We start from the raw sequence: 18,981 nt of genomic DNA, 5'->3' as shown, positions 1-18,981 counted from the left end.
AAGAGAAGCGAGCTTCAAACTGCCGGAGGGGTGTTTCTCATGCGCCTGTCATCTTAATGGTCGAATATTCCCTGCAATTCGGCGGGGTCACATGTGTGCTGCAGGGCAATCATCAGCTTGAGGCGAGCTTTTTGGCCGTTTAAGCCGTTGGAGAAGATCACACCCATCTCCTTTAGCTGCCGTCCGCCGCCGGCATAGTCGTACACATCCTGCACCTGCCCGTTGAAACAGCGGGAGACGAGGACGATCGGCACTCCTTTGGCGAGGATTTGCTGCAAAACGGGGACGATGGCCGGCGGCACGTTTCCCAGCCCCAGCGCCTCGATTACCAGCCCGTCGATCGGCTCCTCCAGCAGGAAAGAGAGCCACCTAGGATCCATCCCGGCTACCGCTTTGACCAACGGGACGTTGGCGTTTGCGTGGCCGATCTTGTAGTATTCGCGGTCAAGCGGGGAGTGGTGATAGCTGACTGCTTTTTTCGTAACCGTTCCAATCGGGCCATACTGCGGCGATTGAAACGTGGCGACATTGCTTGTATGGGTTTTGGTGACATGGCGGGCCGCGTGAATCTCGTCGTTGAAGACGACCAGAACGCCCTTGTTGCGGCTGGCTGGATCGGCGGCGACCCGAACGGATGAGATGAGGTTAAGCGGTCCGTCCGCCCCCAGCTCGTTGCTGCTGCGCATCGCTCCCGTTACGACTACCGGGAGTTCAAAGGATAGCGTCAAATCGAGAAAATAGGCTGTCTCCTCCAATGTATCCGTACCGTGGGTAACGACCACGCCGGAGTAGCTGCCTGCTGCCATTTCCTGCTCGATCAAAAGCCTCAGCTGATTCATGATCGGCGGGGTAATATGCGGACTGGGAAGGTTAAAAGGGTTGAGCATCCTGATGTCGGCATAGCTTGACAAAAACGGTAAAATTTTTTCGACCGCATGATCGTCCAGCGGTTTGACGCTTTCAGACTGGGCGTCTGTTGACATGGCAATGGTTCCGCCGGTGTTGATCACAAGTATTTTTTTCATCACAAAGCCCTCTCCTGTTGCGGGTTTTCATTCATTATTATTCATGGTACGATGATTGGTAGCCTATGTAAAGGAGCAGTCTCTCCATGATTGCCATAGTTGGGGCCGCACTGGCACCAGGAATTGCCCTTCTCAGTTACTTTTACCTGCGGGATAATCTGCAGCCCGAGCCGATCTCGATGGTAGTCCGCTCGTTCATTTTTGGCGTACTGCTAGTTTTTCCGATCATGACGCTTCAATATATCATCCAGTCGGAATGGCAGCTTGACCATCCCTTGTTTCAGGCCATTGTCGCCTCTGCCTCGATTGAGGAATTCTTCAAATGGCTGGTGGTCTACCATACAGCCTACAAGCATGTCGAATTTGATGAACCGTATGACGGCATCGTATACGCCGTCGCGGTATCGCTCGGCTTTGCCACACTGGAAAACTTCTTCTATCTGCTTACAAACGGGCTGGAAATCGCATTTTGGCGCGCGCTGCTGCCCGTATCCAGCCATGCCCTCTTCGGTGTGTTAATGGGTTATTACCTCGGAATTGGAAAATTTTCCCATAATTTGCGAAAAAAACAGCGGAGAATCGCCGTTTCCCTGTTTGTTCCCATCGCTTTGCACAGCGTCTACAATTTGATTTTTTTGACAGCAGGGCAGTGGGTGCTTCTGGTTACTCCGTTTATGATCGTCCTCTGGTGGCAGGGGTTAAAAAAAGTCCGGCTCGCTCACGAATTCGGTTCTAAAACGAGGCCGAGGGGTACAAAATAGAGGGTGAGGAGGAGACCATCGTGCCTAAAAATGAACGAGCAAAAGTGACTATTCGCTGTAATGTATGTGGTGAACGTTTTACGCTGCGGGGCCGTCGCAATCCTGAAGGGAAGGTAGAAACGGGCTTCAAACAATGCTTGTGCAACAATGACCGGCACTTCATGGTGACGGAAGAGAGCTAGAAAGAACTGGCAAAGCCGGTTCTTTCTTTTTTTGTATAGAAGACCATTTTACCACTAACACTATTCCCAGAATCAACATCCTTCTAAGGAGGAATTTGCTGTGTGGAAAGCACGAGCGGCACTGTGGGGCATTGCGATGTCGACGGTTCTGGGGGTTATCGGCGGAATCTTTACCATCCCTCATCCCTGGTTGTTTGCAGGGGAGGGCACAATCGCAGCAAAGGGGCTGGAAGTGGCTGCGCCAGAAGCGAAAAAAGCCAATGCCAAGGTCTCGCACACCGCCAAGTACTCCGCCAATGACCTGAAAATCATGGCGAATGCCGTCTACGGTGAGTCAAGGGGAGAGCCATACGAAGGACAGGTGGCGGTAGCTGCCGTCATTCTGAACCGGGTAAAGAGCCCTAACTTCCCCAATACCCCGACAGGTGTGGTGTTTCAACCGGGTGCCTTTACCGCCGTGTCTGACGGACAAATTTGGTTAACCCCCAATGACCGGGCGAAAAAAGCCGTGCAGGATGCCATAAATGGCTGGGATCCGTCGGATGGTTGTACCTATTACTTTAATCCGGATACAGCGACCTCCAAATGGATATGGAGCCGTCCTCAGGTAAAGCGCATCGGTAAGCACATCTTTTGCCGTTAATTTTAGAAAGGAGGCAGGAAAACGATGGTCTATGGAGCAATCAGCCGTGTACTATTTCCCGTTGCTGCGGTAGCCCTCGTAGGAGCAGGTGTTTGGGGGTATCAGGAGCACAACGAAAAAAACTCGATTTTGGTCAAAACAGAAAACCAGTATCAACGGGCCTTCCACGATCTTAACCACCATATTGACAAGTTGAGCGATGAACTTGGCAAGTCGCTGGTCGTCAACTCACAGCGGCAGGCGACGCCCGCTTTGACCAACGTTTGGCGTCTCGCCTACAGTGCCCAGTCCGACGTAGGGCAGCTGCCGCTCACTCTCATGCCATTTCACAATACAGAAGAATTCTTGTCCAAAGTAGCTGACTTCTCGCACAGCGTGGCAGTTCGCGACCTGGGCAAAAAACCTCTTACCGACCAGGAACACAAGACACTGAGCACCCTGTACGACCATTCCAAGCACATTCGCAAGCAGCTGCGCGACATGCAGGCCAAAGTGCTTGATCAGAAGCTTCGCTGGATGGACGTGGAGGTCGCGCTGGCTTCCGACGATAAAAAGACGGACAACTCGATCATCGACGGATTTAAGACGATTGACAAGAATGTGCAGGAGTACCCGGAGATTGACTGGGGTGCCAGCATTCACAGCCTGGATCAGAAGAAAAAAATGCGGGTAAAGGGACTGGACGGAAAACCGATTAACCAGACGGAAGCCGAACGAATTGCCAGGGATTTTGTCGGCTTGCACGATTCCCGCACGCACGTGCAAATCAATGCCAACGATCACGGGAAGGGTCAAGGATACTCTGCCTACAGCATTACGATCAAGGACGGAAAGCGCAAAAATCCGATTCACCTGGACGTTTCCAAAAAGGGCGGTAAGGTGCTCTGGATGCTGAACGAACGGGATGTCAAGCAGGAAAAACTCTCCTTGCAAGAGGCCCAAAACAGCGCTGCCAAGTTTCTGAAAGAGCGCGGCTATAAAAATATGGTGCCGGCAGAAAGCGACAGTTACCACGGCCTGGGAGTGTTTACGTTCGTACCCGTGGAAAACGGTGTGCGGATCTATCCCGATGCCGTCACGGTAAAAGTAGCCCTGGACAACGGCGAGGTTAACGGTTTTCATGCTACTCAATACCTGTTCAATCACAAGGATGGCCGCAAGCTGCAGCAGAAGCGAATCAGCCTTGAACAAGCGCGAAAATCGGTCAGTCCGCGGCTCAAGGTCACGGATCAAGGTCTGGCGGTAATCGAAGGGAAGAACGACGGCAAAGAGGTGCTCTGCTACGAGTTTAGAGGGGAGCACGCCGGAGTCCCTTATCAAATATTTGTCAACGCCCAAAACGGGGAAGAGGAAGAGATTGTTCGCCTCGACAACGAACCGGGATTTGGCGACAATAAATAACGAGCGGATCCGCATCGAGGGAAAGTTGACGCTACTCGTCCAGCTTTCCCTGTTTGCCGTGAAGTGGAAAAACTGTGTATAATGAAGGGGGAGAGTTAGGAAAGGGGAAGAACCGGGAGATGAAACTGCCGCAAATAGGACAGATGATCTGGCTGAGTCCTGACACATCTGCAGATGATGAGACAAAGAAAGTGTTAAAATCGCGCATTGCCGACTTTACAGGGGACGCGGCTGCGATCGAATTGCCGATTGACGAGAGGACAAAATGCATAGAGCGGGCGAAGACGGGCTCCATGTGGAATGTTTGGTATATGGGTGACGACGGTTTGCGCCACGACTTTCGAACCGAGGTAATGGGTTTTCGAGAAGAAAACATTCCTTTGCTGCTCATAAAGCTGCCTGAATTGAGGGACATTGTCAGAACACAGCGGCGGTCCTATGTGCGAGTGCCTGCCGAGGTGGAAATATCTGTGAAGTCTCAGGAGACGGATCCTGTCTGCCACTTTCTCGCGAGGACGATTAACTTAAGCGGAGGCGGATTGGCCTTTTCCTGCGAAGAGAAGTACCCGCTGAAGGAAAAGCAGTTGGTCAGCATCTGGATGAATCTTCCAAGCCGCAAGGGCACAGTGGCTCACGCTTACTCAACTTGCGAAATTACGCGGATTGAAAAGAAAACGGATTTCTGCCAGTTGGTATCCGTCAAATTTCTCGACATAAGCGAAGGGGACCGCCAAAAGGTGATTCGCATCTGCTACGAGCGGCAGCTTGAACTGAATAAAAGGGGCATCTCCGACTCATAGTAAAAGTAGGATCGTTAATGGGGGGACGCATCAGGATGAACAGCCCGGAAGAGTACAACCTCCGTTTTTGCCGCCTTGCCGAACGGTTTGAACGCTGTCTTGCGAGTCTGATCCTCTGCTTGTTTACCCTGCTTGTGCTAGGACAAGTAGCCTGTACATATCAGCCGGTCAAGCATTTTTTTGTCGAAACTTTGCTGTGGGAAGGGCATCCCTTTCAACCGTGAAGTTTGCGTACAGGGCCGTTTTATGGTACCATATACGATAGCAGAGTAAATGTGCAGGAGCAGGCATGTCCTGCTTTTGTTGTTTTCTGTCAGGAGCGATATGACGCTGCCAGACTGAGTCGGCTTCCTTATCCTGCATGAAGTCTGCTAAAGAAGGACTCCACTGCTTCTGCGAGCAGCTTCAATCGCAGCTTTTCATTAACTACCAAATATAGCGGGTGATTCTCTACATGAAAATCGCAATAGACGGACCAGCCGGAGCTGGCAAGAGCACAGTGGCCCGGATTGTCGCTGCCCGCCTCGGATACATATATATTGACACTGGAGCCATGTACCGAGCACTCGCATGGGCCGTCATCCGGTCTGGATTGGCGGCTGATGATGAAGAAGCAGTCAGCAAGTTGCTCAGTCAGGGAACGATCGAACTGCGCCGCACTGATGCGGGGCAGGAGGTCTTCTGGAACGGGCAAGACATCACAGCGGAGATTCGCACTCCTGAGGTCAGCAATGGCTCGTCAATCGTAGCCAGCTTGGGCAAGGTTCGCGAGCAGATGCTTCACCTGCAGCGCGAGTTGGCCCGGCAGGGCAGCGTTGTGATGGATGGACGGGATATCGGCACGCACGTGCTGCCGGATGCCGATGTGAAGATTTTTTTGACGGCATCGCTTGAAGAGAGGGCGAAACGCCGCGTCGATGAACTGCACGCAAAAGGCTACGATGCCGAATACGAAACCCTGCTGGCCGAGCTGGAAGAGCGCGACCGGCGCGATTCAGAGCGAAGCGTAGCTCCCCTGCGCAGGGCAAAGGACGCACACTTGGTGGATACCACCGGGAAGTCCATTGAGGAAGTTATTGATGAGATTCTCAAAATTTGCTTGCGAGCAGGTGAACACCGCCGGTGAACAACTATTATAAATTTTTTCGCTTTTTATTCCGCAAGATATTTGCCGTGTTTTTCCGATGGCAAGTAATTGGATCCGAACATATTCCTAAAGAAGGTCCGGTAATTCTCTGCCCCAATCACATCAGCAACTGGGATCCCCCTCTGGTTGGATCCGGGATGGAACGCCAGCTTCATTTTATGGCCAAGGAGGAACTGTTTCATATACCGGTTCTCTCGTTTCTGATCAAGAAGTTTGGAGCATTTCCGGTTAAACGGGGGCAAGCTGATCGGGCTGCAATCCGCGCCACTTTGAAATTGTTGGAAGAAGGGAAAGTGTTTGGCATTTTTCCGGAGGGACATCGCAGCAAGACAGGCGATCTGGGAGCGGCCATGAACGGTGCGGCGATGTTCGCCTTAAAGTCACAAGCAGCGGTTATTCCGGTGGCTATCATAGGGCCTTACCGGCTGTTTCGCCCGATCAAAATCGTGTACGGGCAGCCGTTGGATTTGTCCCGTTTCAGGGAGTCCAAGCCAACTGCCGAAATCTTGAGGGATACGACAGAATACATCATGCAAAACATCAAGGAATTAATCGAGCGGCATCATGAATAGCGCTTTTTTCCTGACTTGACGAATATCCCCTAAAGATAGTATCGAAAGCAGGGGATGGAAGAATACTATATCTGTGTATCTCCACTTCCAATTGTCTGGCCCCCCGCCCTTGGCGAGAGGTTCATATATTTTGCAATACTATCCCGCTTCATATAGGTGTTTCTTGTGTGACGGATGGTAATCAAGGAGGTTTAGTCAATGGTGGATGAGACAAACAACAGCGCGAGCCTGACAGAGGTAAAAACACTCTCTGTAGGTGACGTAGTCCAAGCGAAGGTAACGAAAGTGGAAGAAAAACAAGCTTTGGTAGATGTGGGTTACAAATACGACGGACTAATTCCGATCAGCGAGCTCTCCAGTCTTCATGTGGATCAGGTATCGGATGCAGTCTCGGTCGGAGATGAATTTGAAGTGAAGGTAACCAAAATTAATGACGACAAGGAAGAACTGGTCGTCTCCAAAAAAGCGGTTGCCGCAGAAAAAGCATGGGAAGAGCTAAGCCGGAAAATGGAATCCGGGGAAGTGCTTGAAGCAGAGGTAAAAGAAGTCGTGAAAGGCGGACTGGTTGTCGATGTCGGCCTGCGCGGTTTTATTCCCGCTTCCATGGTTGAACGCCACTTCGTAGAAGACTTTTCCGATTACAAGGGCCGCACCTTAACGCTGAAGGTAGTGGAAATGGATCGCGAGAAGAACAAGGTGATCCTCTCCCATAAAGCCGTTCTGGAAGATGAACTGAAGAAGCAGAAGAGCAGTCTGCTTGAGAGCCTCCAGCCGGGCCAGGTGTTGGACGGGACAGTGCAGCGCTTGACCGACTTCGGAGTGTTTGTGGACATCGGCGGCATCGACGGCTTGGTGCACGTCTCCGAGCTGGCTTGGAATCGTGTAGAAAAACCGTCTGACGTGGTCAAAGAGGGCGACAAGGTACAAGTAAAAGTATTAAAGGTTGACAAAGAGAACGAGCGAATCAGCTTGAGCATCAAAGAAACCCTTCCAGGACCATGGGAAAAGGCTGCCGAGCAGTTCAAGTCCGGCGACGTCGTGACAGGGGTTGTAAAGCGTCTGGTCAGCTTTGGCGCATTCGTCGAAATTGCTCCTGGCATCGAAGGCTTGGTGCATATTTCGCAAATCGCCAACCGCCACGTAGCGACTCCTGGTGAAGTACTGAAGGAAGGGCAAGAGGTACAGGTAAAAATCCTCGATGTAAACCCAACCGAACAACGCGTCAGCTTGAGCATCCGCGCCCTGGAAGAGGAGAAAGCGGAAAAAGCAGAACGCGCCAGCAGACGTGAGCATCAGGCATTCCAGCAAGAAAACAATCAAGGTTTAAATGTAACCTTGGGCGACTTGTTCGGAGACCTGAAAGACAAGTTAAAATAAGCGGGTACGTCAAAAGGGGATGCACATGGAGTGCATCTCTTTTTGTTTGTGTTGATTTCGGGGCAGACTTGGGGTAAGGAGGAAAACGGGATGAACCGCTCAAAACGAAAATGGGAACATATTCAATACGCATTGGCTGCAGGTCAAGCGGAAACACCCGGGTTTGACGACCTGCAGTTTGCGCCGAATAGTTTACCTAATATATCTTATGGAAACATTTCGCTTCAAGTACGCTTGGGCGACTGGGAACTGTCGTCGCCCATTATCGTCAATGCGATGACAGGCGGTTCGAAGGAAACCGCGGAAATCAATCGCAAATTGGCTGAAATTGCACGCGAACTGAAGCTGGCGATGGCGGTGGGGTCCCAGATGGCGGCGGTTCGCGAGCCGGATTTGGAGTGGACCTTCAAGATCGCCCGGGAAGTAAACTCCGCAGGACTCATCTTTGCCAACCTGGGGGCAGAAGCAACCGTTGAACAGGCAAAGCGGGCAGTTGAAATGATCGCCGCCGACGCTCTGCAAATTCACCTGAACGTCATGCAAGAACTTCTTATGCCTGAAGGAGACCGCGATTTTACCGGCTATCTGCTCAATATCGAACGACTGGCACGTTCTTTGTCTGTACCGCTCATTGTCAAGGAAGTAGGTTTCGGGATGACGCGGAAAACGATCCGCCAATTGGCTGATGCCGGTGTAAGACTGATCGATGTAGGCGGGAAGGGCGGGACCAATTTCGCTCGGGTGGAAAATTGCCGGCGCGACCGTCCGCTTTCCATGTTCGAGGATTGGGGGTTGACGACTGTACAAAGCCTCATGGAAGCCGACTGCAGCAAAACGGATGGCGTTGCCTTCATCGCTTCCGGCGGCATCCGGCACGGTCTGCATATCGCCAAGGCTTTGGCGCTGGGCGCTGGGGCGGCTGGATTGGCAGGCCGGTTTTTGCGGATGGTGCAGACGCTGCCACTGGAGGGATGCCTGGCGGAAGTAGACGAGCTTCACCACCAGCTGAGGATTGCGATGACAGCACTTGGTGCCGCAGATGTGCTGGCGCTTCGCGCTGTTCCTGTGACAATCGGCGGCGAAACGCGATCTTGGGCCCGGCAGCGGGGAATTGACTGCCAGCGGTACGCGGCAAGAGACATGGACGTGTGTACGGGTGAATGAGCCGCAAGCGGACGTCGTTATGAAAGCCACTCATCAGGGTATACTTGTGAAGAGATGTGAATGCGAGAAAAGGAGTAAGCCATGAATGATGGTGTGTTATCCATTGTCTTACAGTGGTCTCTGATCTGTGTCGTCTGGATGGGGAGTCTGGACAGGCAGCTGCATCGGCTTCACTTGAGCCGCAGGTCGGCGCTGTTCATTTTGACTGTGACGCTGATTTGCGCTTTTACCAGTTGGCGGCTGTACTTCTTCCCCGTTGATGTAAACGTAGGCGGGGCGATCATTCCGCTGCTCTTGTCATGCTGGTCCTGGCTGCATTTGCCCAAACAGGGCAAAACGTTTCTTATCCTGGCTGCATTCCTGTTCGCTTGCGCCCTCTACTTTGCCCGTCTGTTTGCCTTCCGCGATCCGGTGCTCCTGGTGTGGGACGAAAAGCTTCTGCTGCCCGTGCTGCTGATTACCGTGCTTGTCTTCTTGACACGCAACTGGCAGGTTCAATGGTTTATCATATTGGTCGCGCTTCCTTTGGCGGATGCTTTCTACACGCTCAACTTTCTCGACAAAGGAGCGGAGAGCCAGATCGGGGGGGCGAAAACGCAGGATCTCCTCTGGTGCACCATCTGCCTCTGGACGGCCCTGATGTCGCTTTACTCCACATTGCAAAAAAGCGTTGTCCGGTCGTACCGCCGCTTTGTCCGCACGTTCAAATTACGAACAAAAACACACTCACACAGGTGATTCCTTTTGTTAAAACAACTGCTTGCGAACGAATACTTTATCCCTCTGTTCATCGGTTTTGGATTCGGCGTGTTGACCCGGGTGCTGCTGCTGCGAACCGATTACCGGCAGTACCCGACGTCTCCGCATGGCAAGATCATCCACCTTTCGCTTGGAATCATCGCCTCTTCCCTGGGGGCTGTTGCCGTTCCCGCCTTGCTCAAGGAAAACTACACGGCGATTACCTTCTTGACTGTAGCGGCACAGCAGTTTCGCGATGTGCGTAAAATGGAGCGCGATACCTTGACGGAAGTAGACAAGCACGAGCTGGTTCCGCGCGGAGGTTCTTACATTGAAGGAATCGCGATGGCGTTTGAGGGACGCAATTACTTGGTGATATTTGTCGCGTTTGTAACCACGTTTGCGACCGTGCTCTTTGCCTGGTGGGGCGGACTTATCGCTGGCATTGTCACGATGGGGATTGGATTGAAATACAAATCCGGCAAGACGTTGGGGCATATCGTCGACATCGTGCCGGCCGAGGTAAAGATGGACGAATACAATCTTAGCGTCGGAGATATTTACATCATGAACGTCGGTTCTGAGGATGCTCAGGAACAGATCAGAAAGCATGGAATGGGATTTATCCTCGTCCCGAAAAATCAAAACGCCAAGGTGACGATCGCCAATCTGGGCCAGCGCCAAGCGATTCTGCACGACACCGCAACGATGCTGGGCGTCTACCGGGACGAGGGAGAGCCTTCGCTGGTACCGATGGCCAAGCGCGATCTTCGAACCGGACGGATTGGCTTGTTTTTATTGCCGCTGACGCGCGATGTATCAAAAGCGGAGCAGGTCATTGTCCACGTGCCGCTGTTGGAGTACGCAAGCCGCATCCCCAAAGAAGCTCCGATCAATCAAACGGCTCCCTCCAACGACCAATAAACTCAGACAAGGAGGAGCGGAATGGATCCGAAGATCATGGCTGTGATCACAACGCAAAAGGAGCGAGTTGCCGGAGGCGCCCCCATATTTATCATGCCGAACCACGAAGAAATGCAGCGTACTGCCTTCACGCTGGAGAAGGTACTGGACGGCATGGTCCATCAAGTCACTCCGGATATCCTGATCATTGTTCGACATCATTAGAATGTGTTATGATTAGCAGGTGAATTTCTAGAGAAATGAGTGAGCAGTAACATGGGATTGCCTGTTGTCGCGATCGTAGGAAGACCGAATGTCGGCAAGTCCACGATCTTTAACCGGCTTGTCGGCCAAAGAATCGCCATAGTAGAAGACACGCCGGGTGTAACCCGTGATCGTTTGTACGGGAAGGGTGAATGGTTAAACCATCAGTTTCACGTCATTGATACGGGAGGGATCGAAGTAGGCGATACGGATGTGATCCTTACCCAGATGCGTCATCAGGCGGAACTGGCCATCGATGAAGCGGATGTGATCCTGTTTGTCGTAGACAGCCGTACCGGCGTTACGGATGCGGACATGGAAGTAGCGCGTATGCTCAACAAGACAAAGAAACCGATTGTCTTGGCAGTCAATAAAGTGGACAATCCGGACATGCGAAACGAGATTTACGACTTTTACCAGTTGGGTGTGGGCGATCCGTTCCCTGTCTCCGGGAGCCACGGGCTCGGCCTCGGCGATCTGCTGGAGGAAATCGTCAAGCATTTTCCGCAGGCGCCGGAGGAAGAAGAGTCGGAGGACGTGATCCGCGTCTCGATTATCGGTCGTCCCAACGTGGGGAAATCGTCATTGACGAACGCGATCCTCGGAGAAGAACGCGTCATTGTCAGCGAGATCGCGGGTACCACCCGGGATGCGATTGACACCCCGTTTGAACAAGACGGTCAGCGGTACGTGCTGGTCGACACCGCAGGGATGCGTAAACGCGGGAAGGTGTATGAAAGCACGGAGAAGTACAGCGTCATGCGGGCCCTGAAGGCGATTGAAGACTCTGATGTGGTGCTGGTCGTGATCAACGGGGAAGAAGGGATCATCGAGCATGACAAGAAGATTGCCGGATACGCCCATGAAGCGGGAAGGGCCGTGATCATTGTCGTCAATAAATGGGATGTGGTGGAAAAAGACGATAAAACGATGCAGCGTTTTACCGAACTGATTCGCGAAGAGTTCAAGTTCCTCTCCTACGCGCCGATTCTGTATGTTTCGGCCAAGACAAAACAGCGGGTCGGCACCATCCTTCCCAAAGTGAACCAGGTGGCAGAGGCGCATGCCATGCGCATTCCGACCGCTGTGATCAACGACTTGGTGACGGATGCAACGATTATGGCGCCGCCGCCGACGGACAGGGGAAAACGCTTGAAAATCAACTACGTGACCCAAGCGGCCGTCAAACCGCCAACGTTTATCGTGTTTGTCAACGACCCTGAATTGATGCATTTTTCCTATGAGCGCTATCTAGAGAATAAAATTCGTGAGGCATTCGTATTCGAAGGGACTCCGATACGGATTCTAACGCGTAAAAAGGCATAGGGAGAGGGTAACAATGAGCTTTGTTCTCGCCATGATTATCAGCTATCTGATCGGGGCAGTCAGCTTCAGCACCATCATCGCCAAAAGCATCGCCGGGATCGACATCCGGCAGCACGGCAGCGGCAACGCCGGTGCGACCAATACGCTGCGGGTACTGGGGAGGGGTCCCGGCATTCTGGTGTTGATTCTGGATGCCCTGAAGGGATTGGCGGCAATGGGAATCGCCCACCTGCTTACAGGCGGAGATCCGATCGCTTACGCGCTCGCGGGAATATTCGCGATTATCGGACACAATTGGCCGGTCTATTACGGTTTTCGAGGCGGAAAGGGCATTGCTACCACAGTAGGCGTAGCGCTCGGGCTGTCTCCTAGTTCTTTTTTGGTGACCGGTCTGGTCGCTGTGTTCGTGATTCTTTTGACGCGGTATGTATCGCTCGGCTCGCTCGTTCTGGCAACATTGCTGCCGCTTTGCCTGCTTTTCTTCGGAGCGGACAGTTCTTTCGTCTGGATCAGTTTGATCATTACCGTGCTCGCCTATGTGCGTCATTACCGCAATATTGTCCGCTTGATCCAGGGAACAGAGCGAAAACTGGGTGACAAGTCGCAATGAATACCAAACGAATGCGGAGGCGAGTGATTTGTCCAAAGAAATAGCAGTGATTGGAGCGGGAAGCTGGGGAACCGCTCTCGCATCTGTCTGTGCCGAGAACGGCCATCGCGTAACGCTTTGGGTGCGTGACGAACGGATTGCCAAGGAGATTTCAGCCTGCCGTACCAACCAAAAATACCTGCCTGATGTCGTCCTGCCGGACACGATATGTGCCGAGACTGATCTGGAGGCAGCTGCAGCCGGCAAGCAGGTGATTCTGCTGGTCGTGCCCTCGCACGCCATGCGCAGCGTGATACGCCAGATGGCACCGCAGCTGACTGCGGACATGCTGCTGATCCACGCTGCGAAGGGCCTGGAGATCGAGACGCGAAAGCGCATGTCCGAAGTGATCCGGGAAGAGGTGCCGAGTGAAATCGGCGACAACCTGGTGGTGCTGACAGGACCGAGCCATGCCGAGGAGGTAGTCCGCCGTTCTCCGACGACGGTCGTGGTGGCTTCCGAGTCGGCAGAGCGCGCCATGCAGGCTCAGGATGTGTTGATGAACGGGTATTTTCGCGTTTACACCAATCCCGATCTGGTCGGAGCGGAAGTCGCCGGTGCCTTGAAAAACATCATCGCGCTGGGAGCCGGTCTCTCCGATGGCCTGGGATTTGGCGATAATGCGAAAGCTGCACTGCTGACTCGCGGCCTGGCTGAGATCGCCCGGCTGGGGATCAAGCTGGGAGCGAACCCGCTCACGTTCGCCGGACTGGCCGGGGTGGGGGATCTCGTCGTGACCTGCACCAGCAAGCACAGCCGCAACTGGCGCGCTGGCTATCTGCTGGGGCAGGGGCAGCCGCTGCAAAAGGTCCTGGAGCAGATGGGGATGGTCGTCGAGGGGATACGCACCACGAAGGCGGCGTATTCGCTCTCCTTGCAAGAACAGGTGACGATGCCGATCACCCATGTGCTGCACAGCGTTCTGTTTGAGGGAATGGAGGCCAGACAAGGGGTAGACGAACTAATGGGGCGCGGCCGCACGTTTGAATTGGAGGACATCATGAATTACCCAATGTGACCTCACCATTCTCGGGTCGCCTACATACTATAGGGAGAAACCTATAGGGGTGAAGGAGGAGCTTACATGGGCAAAAATTTTTCGCGCCGGTTGTTTGAAAAACTGCAAGGATCTGGTCTTTCCAACATTGACGAAAACGGACTGCGGGCGATTGCCGGTTCGCTTTCGCGAAGCGATTTTGAAGATGAGTCAAAGCTGCGTCAATTGATCCAGACACTGTCCGCCTTAAGCGGTACCCCCGTCAGCACGGAAAAAGAAGAAAAGATTTTGCAGATGTTTCGGGAAAAGCAAATCGACATGAACGATCTTCAATCCCTGGGCAAACTTTTGAAATAAACCGCGCGGGATGAGAAATGGGCGATTATGCCTGTTCCCCTCGTTTCAAAACGACATAATGTAAGACTAGGAACAATCATGGCTCTACAGGGACATGGCTGACCTACAGGTAAGGCAAGAAAAAAAGAGGGGCAAAAAGTTCACCCCTCTTTTTTTCGTTTGTCAGCCCCGGCAGCTTGATGTTTCAGGAAGTTTTGCACCAAAGGAGATTGAAGCAGAGTAAGCAGCTGCCCGATATCGATGTTGCCGAGTGCACCGAGCGGATTGGAGTCGTCCTCTTCTTCGGCTTGCTCCCTCCTGTGGCGTTTTGGCTCAGCGGCCTTGTTGGTCTGCGCCTGCTTCGATGAAGTTTTGCTCAGTGTTTCGAGCATCTCCATCGCGCCGTACAGGGTGTCCATCGTATTTTCCACCTGACGGATCGTGCTGCTGATTCCCTTGATATTGAGCCGCATGCGGTTTACGGAACTGCGAACTTCTTCGGAGGACAGGGGCTCTTGTGGAATTGGCAAGCGGCCGGCTTGCCCTTCCTGCGGTTGAATTCTTTTCTTGGTCATCGGCGCATAGGGATTGCGCCATTTTCGCATGTTCATCGTCCTTCCCCCCCTTACAGGTGAATCATCAGAATAGTGTATGCGAAAGCCCGGGTGTAGGTTCGTATAAGCAGAATATGTTATAATAAACGAATCACGGAAAAATTGTGCAAAGGAAGCTGTTTTGGTTATGGGAATCGACCCGATGACAAAGATGTGGATAGCGATCGCGGCAATGGTGCTGATGTTTGTCTGCAACATTATGGTTGTCTATTCGCGCAAGCTGCAAAGCGGAGCGATACGCTTTTTGTTAAAATCAGTGGCATACCTGTTGCTGCTCATCACACTGCTGATGATTTTGCTCGTCATATTCTAGGGAAGGGAGATAAAGCTGTGTCGGAACTGACGTTGACGGCTCGTGGAGAGGCCTATGTCGTGCCAGCCGAGCTGGATGAGACGATTGTAAAATTGGCGAAAAAACACGCAATTCCATGGGGACATGCATGTGAGCGGGGCATCTGCGCGCAGTGTCGTACGAAGGTAATCGACGGGGCTGATTGCTTAAACGAGATCACGCCAGAAGAAAAGCTGCGCTTGCGCAAAGCCGAGCGGCAAGACGGCTACCGCTTAGGCTGCCAGATACGACTGAAGAAAACGGGCAGGGTTCACCTCCTGCACAGTCCTTACCGATAAGGAGCGAGGGCCATGGGGAAAATCACTTTTCGCCCGTCAGGCAAACAGATTAACGTCCGAGCGGGGCAAACGCTGCTTCAGGCAGCCAGGGCGGCCAGGGTGTACATTCCTCAGCGCTGCGGCGGGCACGCCTCTTGTCAGATGTGCAAGGTGATTGTCGAGCAGGGTGAACTTTTGCCGCACAGCCCATTGGAGCTTCGCAAGCTGACGGAAGCCGATCTCGCCAGCGGTGTGAGGCTCTCGTGCCAGGCCAGGGCGGGCAGGGGGGATTGCGTGGTAAGCATACCTGCCAGCAAGCTGAAATCGGTGGTAGCCGCTGCGCTGGAGAGGCAAAAATACGAGCTTGAGGATGAACAGTAGGAGGAACACGAAGCATGCAGTTCACTTTTCATCAGACATGGCTGGCCCGGATCGGCTCTATCATCCTGATGGGAGCGATGCTGTCCGGCTGCCTCTATCCGGCCGAACGCAGAGTGGAAAATCAAGTGCCAAGTTCTTTTTATTTGGAAGCGACACAAAAAGCGGTGGACCAATTTCACCAGGACACGTCGGTCCTGCCGATCACAACCAATCCGCTCGATACTCCGATTTTCGAGAAATACGAGATTGATTTTTCCAAACTGATACCAAAGTATCTGCCGGATGCGCCCGCCAATTCCTTTGAGAGGGGCGGCATCTACAAGTACGTCATTATCGATGCGGAGACGAAGCCTACCGTGAGGCTGATTAACCTCGATGTCGTGAGCAAGGTGGCAGATGTCCAGCAAGCGGTCAACCGCTATATGCAAAGACACGACGGCAAGCTGCCTGTGAACGGCGATGCGGGGAACGGCTATTACACGATCAAATACAGTGTCATCGCCATGAAAGAGCCGGAGATAAAAAGTACAGTGACCAGCCAACTGCTTACCCTGATCATGAATGAAAAGGGCGAGGTGGGCATTGACTACGCTCCGGATATCGCTGCGGTCCTGCGCAACAACGATAAGCTGGAGGTCCCTAAAAACACCGATCCCCGCTATGTATTCGCCCGGGAGTCGATGTTCGTTCCGGTGAAATCTTTCCCCTATACGATGGAAAACGGGGAGCCGCACCTGCTCAAATTATCATAGTGGCCAGTTTGTGATCCTTCCTCTAGCGGGAAGGATCATTTTTTTGTTCTACTTTGCTTGTTTTTACATATATTGATACTGTCCTAGATTCTAGTACGAGATTCTCTCTTCAATGATGAAGGTTGAGGGATAATTCGGAAAAACCGTCATAGAGTAGAAATAGACAAACACAAGGAGGTCATCGAAGGTGGAACGAGTCGATATTTTTAAAGACATTGCTGAACGTACGGGCGGCGATATCTATCTCGGGGTCGTCGGTCCTGTCCGTACGGGCAAATCAACTTTTATCAAGCGGTTCATGGAACAAGTAGTCATACCCAACATCCCGCAAGAAACGGACCGTATCCGGGCTACGGATGAACTGCCGCAAAGCGCGTCCGGCCGCACGATTATGACGACCGAACCGAAATTCGTCCCCAATCAAGCGGTTCAAATCAATGTGACTGATGGCCTCAGCATCAATGTACGGCTGGTTGACTGCGTTGGCTATACCGTGGAAGGCGCCAAGGGCTTTGAAGATGAACACGGGCCGCGCATGGTGAATACCCCCTGGTACGACGAACCGGTGCCATTTGAAGAAGCGGCAGAGGTAGGCACACGAAAAGTCATTCAGGATCATTCCACGATCGGCATCGTGGTGACGACGGACGGAAGCATCGCGGAGATTCCCCGCGAAGGCTACCTGGAAGCGGAAGAACGAGTTGTAAGTGAGTTGAAGGAAGTAGGCAAGCCGTTTGTCATACTGGTAAACTCAACACGGCCCCGTTCCGAAGAGGCGCAAGCGCTTCGAGCCGAGCTACAGGAAAAGTACGACGTTCCGGTCATCGCCTTGTCGGCTGACCATATGTCTGAGCAGGAGGTTTTGCTGATCCTGCGTGAGGTATTGTTCGAATTTCCTGTACACGAAGTGAATGTCAATCTGCCGAGCTGGGTCATGGTTCTGGAGAGCGGCCATTGGCTCAGGCAGAATTACGAGGAGGCCGTACGGGAGACAGTCAAGGATATTCGCCGCCTGCGTGACGTGGACCGGGTCGTGGGGTATTTCAGCGATTACGATTTTGTGGAGCGGGCTGCACTCGCCGGGATGGATATGGGACAGGGGATTGCCGAGATCGACCTGCATGCGCCCGACGATTTGTACGACCGCATCTTGATGGAGATCGTCGGAGTGGAGATCAAGGGCAAAGACCACTTGCTGAAAATCATGCAGGAGTTTTCCCATGCCAAACGCGAGTATGATCAGGTAGCAGAGGCGCTCCACATGGTGCGTACGACCGGGTACGGCATCGCCGCACCGTCACTGCATGAGATGTCTCTGGACGAACCGGAGATGATCCGCCAGGGCCCCCGTTTTGGCGTGCGGCTGAAGGCGACGGCTCCATCCATCCACATGATCCGCGTCGATGTAGAGTCGGAGTTTGCCCCGATTATCGGTACGGAAAAGCAGAGTGAGGAGCTGGTCCGCTATCTGATGCAGGACTTTGACAAAGATCCGTTGTCCATCTGGAATTCCGACATCTTCGGGCGGTCTCTGCATTCGATCGTAAGAGAGGGCATCCAGGCCAAAATCCTGATGATGCCGGACAACGCCCGCTACAAGCTGCAAGAGACGCTGGGGCGGATTATTAACGAGGGATCGGGCGGATTGATCGCGATTATCCTCTAAGGCGAAAGGTAGTTCCAAAGGCCCGGGTAAGGGCTGGTGCGAGATAGGCTTCCGCAGGAAAGGAGGCCTTTTTTGCGTTTTCTCCGCGGTTTCAATAGGAAAAGGCTTGAATTTCATAAAACGGTGTATTACTATAAGCTTGTCAGATCGGCAAAAACCGCCAACAAGCGTATATTTTTTAGATTTTGTGGTAAAGACATGTACTATAAATGACGATAATTTCTTTGAGGGGAGGTGAAGACATGAATAAAACAGAATTGATCACGAAAGTGGCTGAAACCACCGAACTCACGAAAAAAGATGCTACGAAAGCAGTGGAAGCAGTTCTCGATGCCATTGCTGAGGCTTTGAAAGCTGGGGACAAGGTTCAACTGATCGGCTTCGGTAACTTTGAAGTGCGCGAGCGTGCTGCCCGCAAAGGTCGCAACCCGCAAACTGGCGAAGAAATCGAAATCGCTTCCAGCAAGATCCCTGCCTTCAAACCTGGCAAGCAGCTGAAGGATTTAATCAAGTAAATTTTCGCTTCTTCATTTAGAAAGTACCCTACATAAGAATGCTCTGAATAAGAAGCAGGCTTTGTTTTCATGAAGTTGCAAAAGAAAAATCCACATGTCACATGTGGATTTTTTTGCTTGCTCAAGCCCCCTGCCGAGCACAACAAGCTTTGCATTTTC

The 18,981-nt window shown here is 52.6% G+C and carries 24 protein-coding genes and 1 pseudogene; 23 read left to right on the top strand and 2 right to left on the bottom strand.

Annotated elements, in window-relative coordinates:
* Positions 1-53: 53 nt before the first annotated feature.
* Positions 54-1,025 carry an asparaginase gene (locus HGBM_RS18045; RefSeq protein ID WP_019122486.1) on the bottom strand — a complete coding sequence of 324 codons (972 nt, stop codon included), beginning with the start codon at positions 1,023-1,025 and terminating at the stop codon, positions 54-56.
* 86 nt (positions 1,026-1,111) lie between these two features.
* Between HGBM_RS18045 and prsW the strand changes: the two genes are divergently transcribed.
* The 17 genes and pseudogenes from prsW (at position 1,112) to HGBM_RS17965 (ending at position 14,306) form a co-directional block, all read left to right on the top strand.
* Positions 1,112-1,786, top strand: a complete 675-nt coding sequence (prsW, locus tag HGBM_RS18040; protein WP_019122485.1) for a glutamic-type intramembrane protease PrsW — start codon at positions 1,112-1,114, stop codon at positions 1,784-1,786.
* A gap of 20 nt (positions 1,787-1,806) precedes the next feature.
* Positions 1,807-1,968 (top strand): hypothetical protein, encoded by a 162-nt coding sequence (locus HGBM_RS31130; protein ID WP_173391399.1) that lies wholly within the window; start codon positions 1,807-1,809, stop codon positions 1,966-1,968.
* 286 nt (positions 1,969-2,254) lie between these two features.
* Positions 2,255-2,611: pseudogene (locus HGBM_RS27860) on the top strand (cell wall hydrolase); the annotation flags it as partial.
* A 24-nt stretch (positions 2,612-2,635) separates the two neighbouring features.
* Positions 2,636-4,012 carry a germination protein YpeB gene (ypeB, locus tag HGBM_RS18030; protein ID WP_019122483.1) on the top strand — a complete coding sequence of 459 codons (1,377 nt, stop codon included), beginning with the start codon at positions 2,636-2,638 and terminating at the stop codon, positions 4,010-4,012.
* Between the two features lie 119 nt (positions 4,013-4,131).
* Complete coding sequence (locus HGBM_RS18025) at positions 4,132-4,812, top strand: flagellar brake protein (RefSeq protein ID WP_019122482.1); 681 nt, start codon at positions 4,132-4,134, stop codon at positions 4,810-4,812.
* A 35-nt stretch (positions 4,813-4,847) separates the two neighbouring features.
* A complete protein-coding gene (locus HGBM_RS18020; RefSeq protein WP_019122481.1) occupies positions 4,848-5,036 on the top strand; it encodes a hypothetical protein in 189 nt (62 codons plus the stop codon).
* 230 nt (positions 5,037-5,266) lie between these two features.
* Complete coding sequence (gene cmk, locus HGBM_RS18015) at positions 5,267-5,938, top strand: (d)CMP kinase (protein WP_019122480.1); 672 nt, start codon at positions 5,267-5,269, stop codon at positions 5,936-5,938.
* Positions 5,935-6,531: a lysophospholipid acyltransferase family protein gene (locus tag HGBM_RS18010; protein WP_019122479.1), complete on the top strand. Its 597-nt coding sequence runs from the start codon at positions 5,935-5,937 to the stop codon at positions 6,529-6,531. Before cmk ends, HGBM_RS18010 begins: the two co-directional genes overlap by 4 nt.
* A gap of 198 nt (positions 6,532-6,729) precedes the next feature.
* The gene (gene rpsA / locus HGBM_RS18005; RefSeq protein ID WP_019122478.1) at positions 6,730-7,908 is read left to right on the top strand and encodes a 30S ribosomal protein S1; all 1,179 of its coding nucleotides are present in this window, start codon (positions 6,730-6,732) and stop codon (positions 7,906-7,908) included.
* A 90-nt stretch (positions 7,909-7,998) separates the two neighbouring features.
* Positions 7,999-9,072 (top strand): type 2 isopentenyl-diphosphate Delta-isomerase, encoded by a 1,074-nt coding sequence (fni, locus tag HGBM_RS18000; RefSeq protein WP_019122477.1) that lies wholly within the window; start codon positions 7,999-8,001, stop codon positions 9,070-9,072.
* Positions 9,073-9,153: 81 nt separating this feature from the next.
* Positions 9,154-9,810 carry a YphA family membrane protein gene (locus tag HGBM_RS17995; protein WP_019122476.1) on the top strand — a complete coding sequence of 219 codons (657 nt, stop codon included), beginning with the start codon at positions 9,154-9,156 and terminating at the stop codon, positions 9,808-9,810.
* Between the two features lie 6 nt (positions 9,811-9,816).
* Positions 9,817-10,734, top strand: a complete 918-nt coding sequence (locus HGBM_RS17990) for a YIEGIA family protein (RefSeq protein WP_019122475.1) — start codon at positions 9,817-9,819, stop codon at positions 10,732-10,734.
* Positions 10,735-10,755: 21 nt separating this feature from the next.
* Positions 10,756-10,938, top strand: coding sequence for a capping complex subunit for YIEGIA (locus HGBM_RS17985; protein WP_019122474.1), 183 nt, complete (start codon positions 10,756-10,758; stop codon positions 10,936-10,938).
* Positions 10,939-10,989: 51 nt separating this feature from the next.
* Positions 10,990-12,303 carry a ribosome biogenesis GTPase Der gene (der, locus tag HGBM_RS17980; RefSeq protein WP_019122473.1) on the top strand — a complete coding sequence of 438 codons (1,314 nt, stop codon included), beginning with the start codon at positions 10,990-10,992 and terminating at the stop codon, positions 12,301-12,303.
* A 13-nt stretch (positions 12,304-12,316) separates the two neighbouring features.
* Complete coding sequence (plsY, locus tag HGBM_RS17975) at positions 12,317-12,913, top strand: glycerol-3-phosphate 1-O-acyltransferase PlsY (protein ID WP_019122472.1); 597 nt, start codon at positions 12,317-12,319, stop codon at positions 12,911-12,913.
* 28 nt (positions 12,914-12,941) lie between these two features.
* On the top strand, positions 12,942-13,970 hold the full coding sequence (locus HGBM_RS17970; RefSeq protein ID WP_019122471.1) for an NAD(P)H-dependent glycerol-3-phosphate dehydrogenase: 1,029 nt from the start codon (positions 12,942-12,944) through the stop codon (positions 13,968-13,970).
* A 66-nt stretch (positions 13,971-14,036) separates the two neighbouring features.
* Positions 14,037-14,306: a stage VI sporulation protein F gene (locus HGBM_RS17965; protein WP_019122470.1), complete on the top strand. Its 270-nt coding sequence runs from the start codon at positions 14,037-14,039 to the stop codon at positions 14,304-14,306.
* 140 nt (positions 14,307-14,446) lie between these two features.
* Here HGBM_RS17965 and HGBM_RS17960 read toward each other — a convergent pair whose 3' ends face one another.
* Positions 14,447-14,896 carry a hypothetical protein gene (locus HGBM_RS17960; protein ID WP_019122469.1) on the bottom strand — a complete coding sequence of 150 codons (450 nt, stop codon included), beginning with the start codon at positions 14,894-14,896 and terminating at the stop codon, positions 14,447-14,449.
* Positions 14,897-15,041: 145 nt separating this feature from the next.
* Between HGBM_RS17960 and HGBM_RS17955 the strand changes: the two genes are divergently transcribed.
* From HGBM_RS17955 to HGBM_RS17925, 6 genes are all read left to right on the top strand, one after another.
* Complete coding sequence (locus tag HGBM_RS17955) at positions 15,042-15,212, top strand: DUF2768 family protein (protein ID WP_245553014.1); 171 nt, start codon at positions 15,042-15,044, stop codon at positions 15,210-15,212.
* 17 nt (positions 15,213-15,229) lie between these two features.
* Entirely contained in the window at positions 15,230-15,529 is a 300-nt protein-coding gene (locus tag HGBM_RS17950) for a 2Fe-2S iron-sulfur cluster-binding protein (RefSeq protein ID WP_019122467.1), read from the top strand.
* Positions 15,530-15,541: 12 nt separating this feature from the next.
* The gene (locus tag HGBM_RS17945) at positions 15,542-15,889 is read left to right on the top strand and encodes a 2Fe-2S iron-sulfur cluster-binding protein (RefSeq protein WP_019122466.1); all 348 of its coding nucleotides are present in this window, start codon (positions 15,542-15,544) and stop codon (positions 15,887-15,889) included.
* A gap of 14 nt (positions 15,890-15,903) precedes the next feature.
* On the top strand, positions 15,904-16,641 hold the full coding sequence (locus HGBM_RS17940; RefSeq protein WP_019122465.1) for a hypothetical protein: 738 nt from the start codon (positions 15,904-15,906) through the stop codon (positions 16,639-16,641).
* Between the two features lie 187 nt (positions 16,642-16,828).
* Positions 16,829-18,307: a stage IV sporulation protein A gene (gene spoIVA, locus HGBM_RS17935; RefSeq protein WP_019122464.1), complete on the top strand. Its 1,479-nt coding sequence runs from the start codon at positions 16,829-16,831 to the stop codon at positions 18,305-18,307.
* A gap of 242 nt (positions 18,308-18,549) precedes the next feature.
* On the top strand, positions 18,550-18,822 hold the full coding sequence (locus HGBM_RS17925) for an HU family DNA-binding protein (protein WP_019122462.1): 273 nt from the start codon (positions 18,550-18,552) through the stop codon (positions 18,820-18,822).
* Positions 18,823-18,981: the final 159 nt, after the last annotated feature.

The organism is Brevibacillus massiliensis (genome assembly GCF_000311785.1).
GTDB lineage: Bacteria > Bacillota > Bacilli > Brevibacillales > Brevibacillaceae > Brevibacillus_C > Brevibacillus_C massiliensis.
The sequence above is the reverse complement of the archived record's forward strand: the minus strand, read 5'-3'. Positions and strand labels throughout refer to the sequence as shown.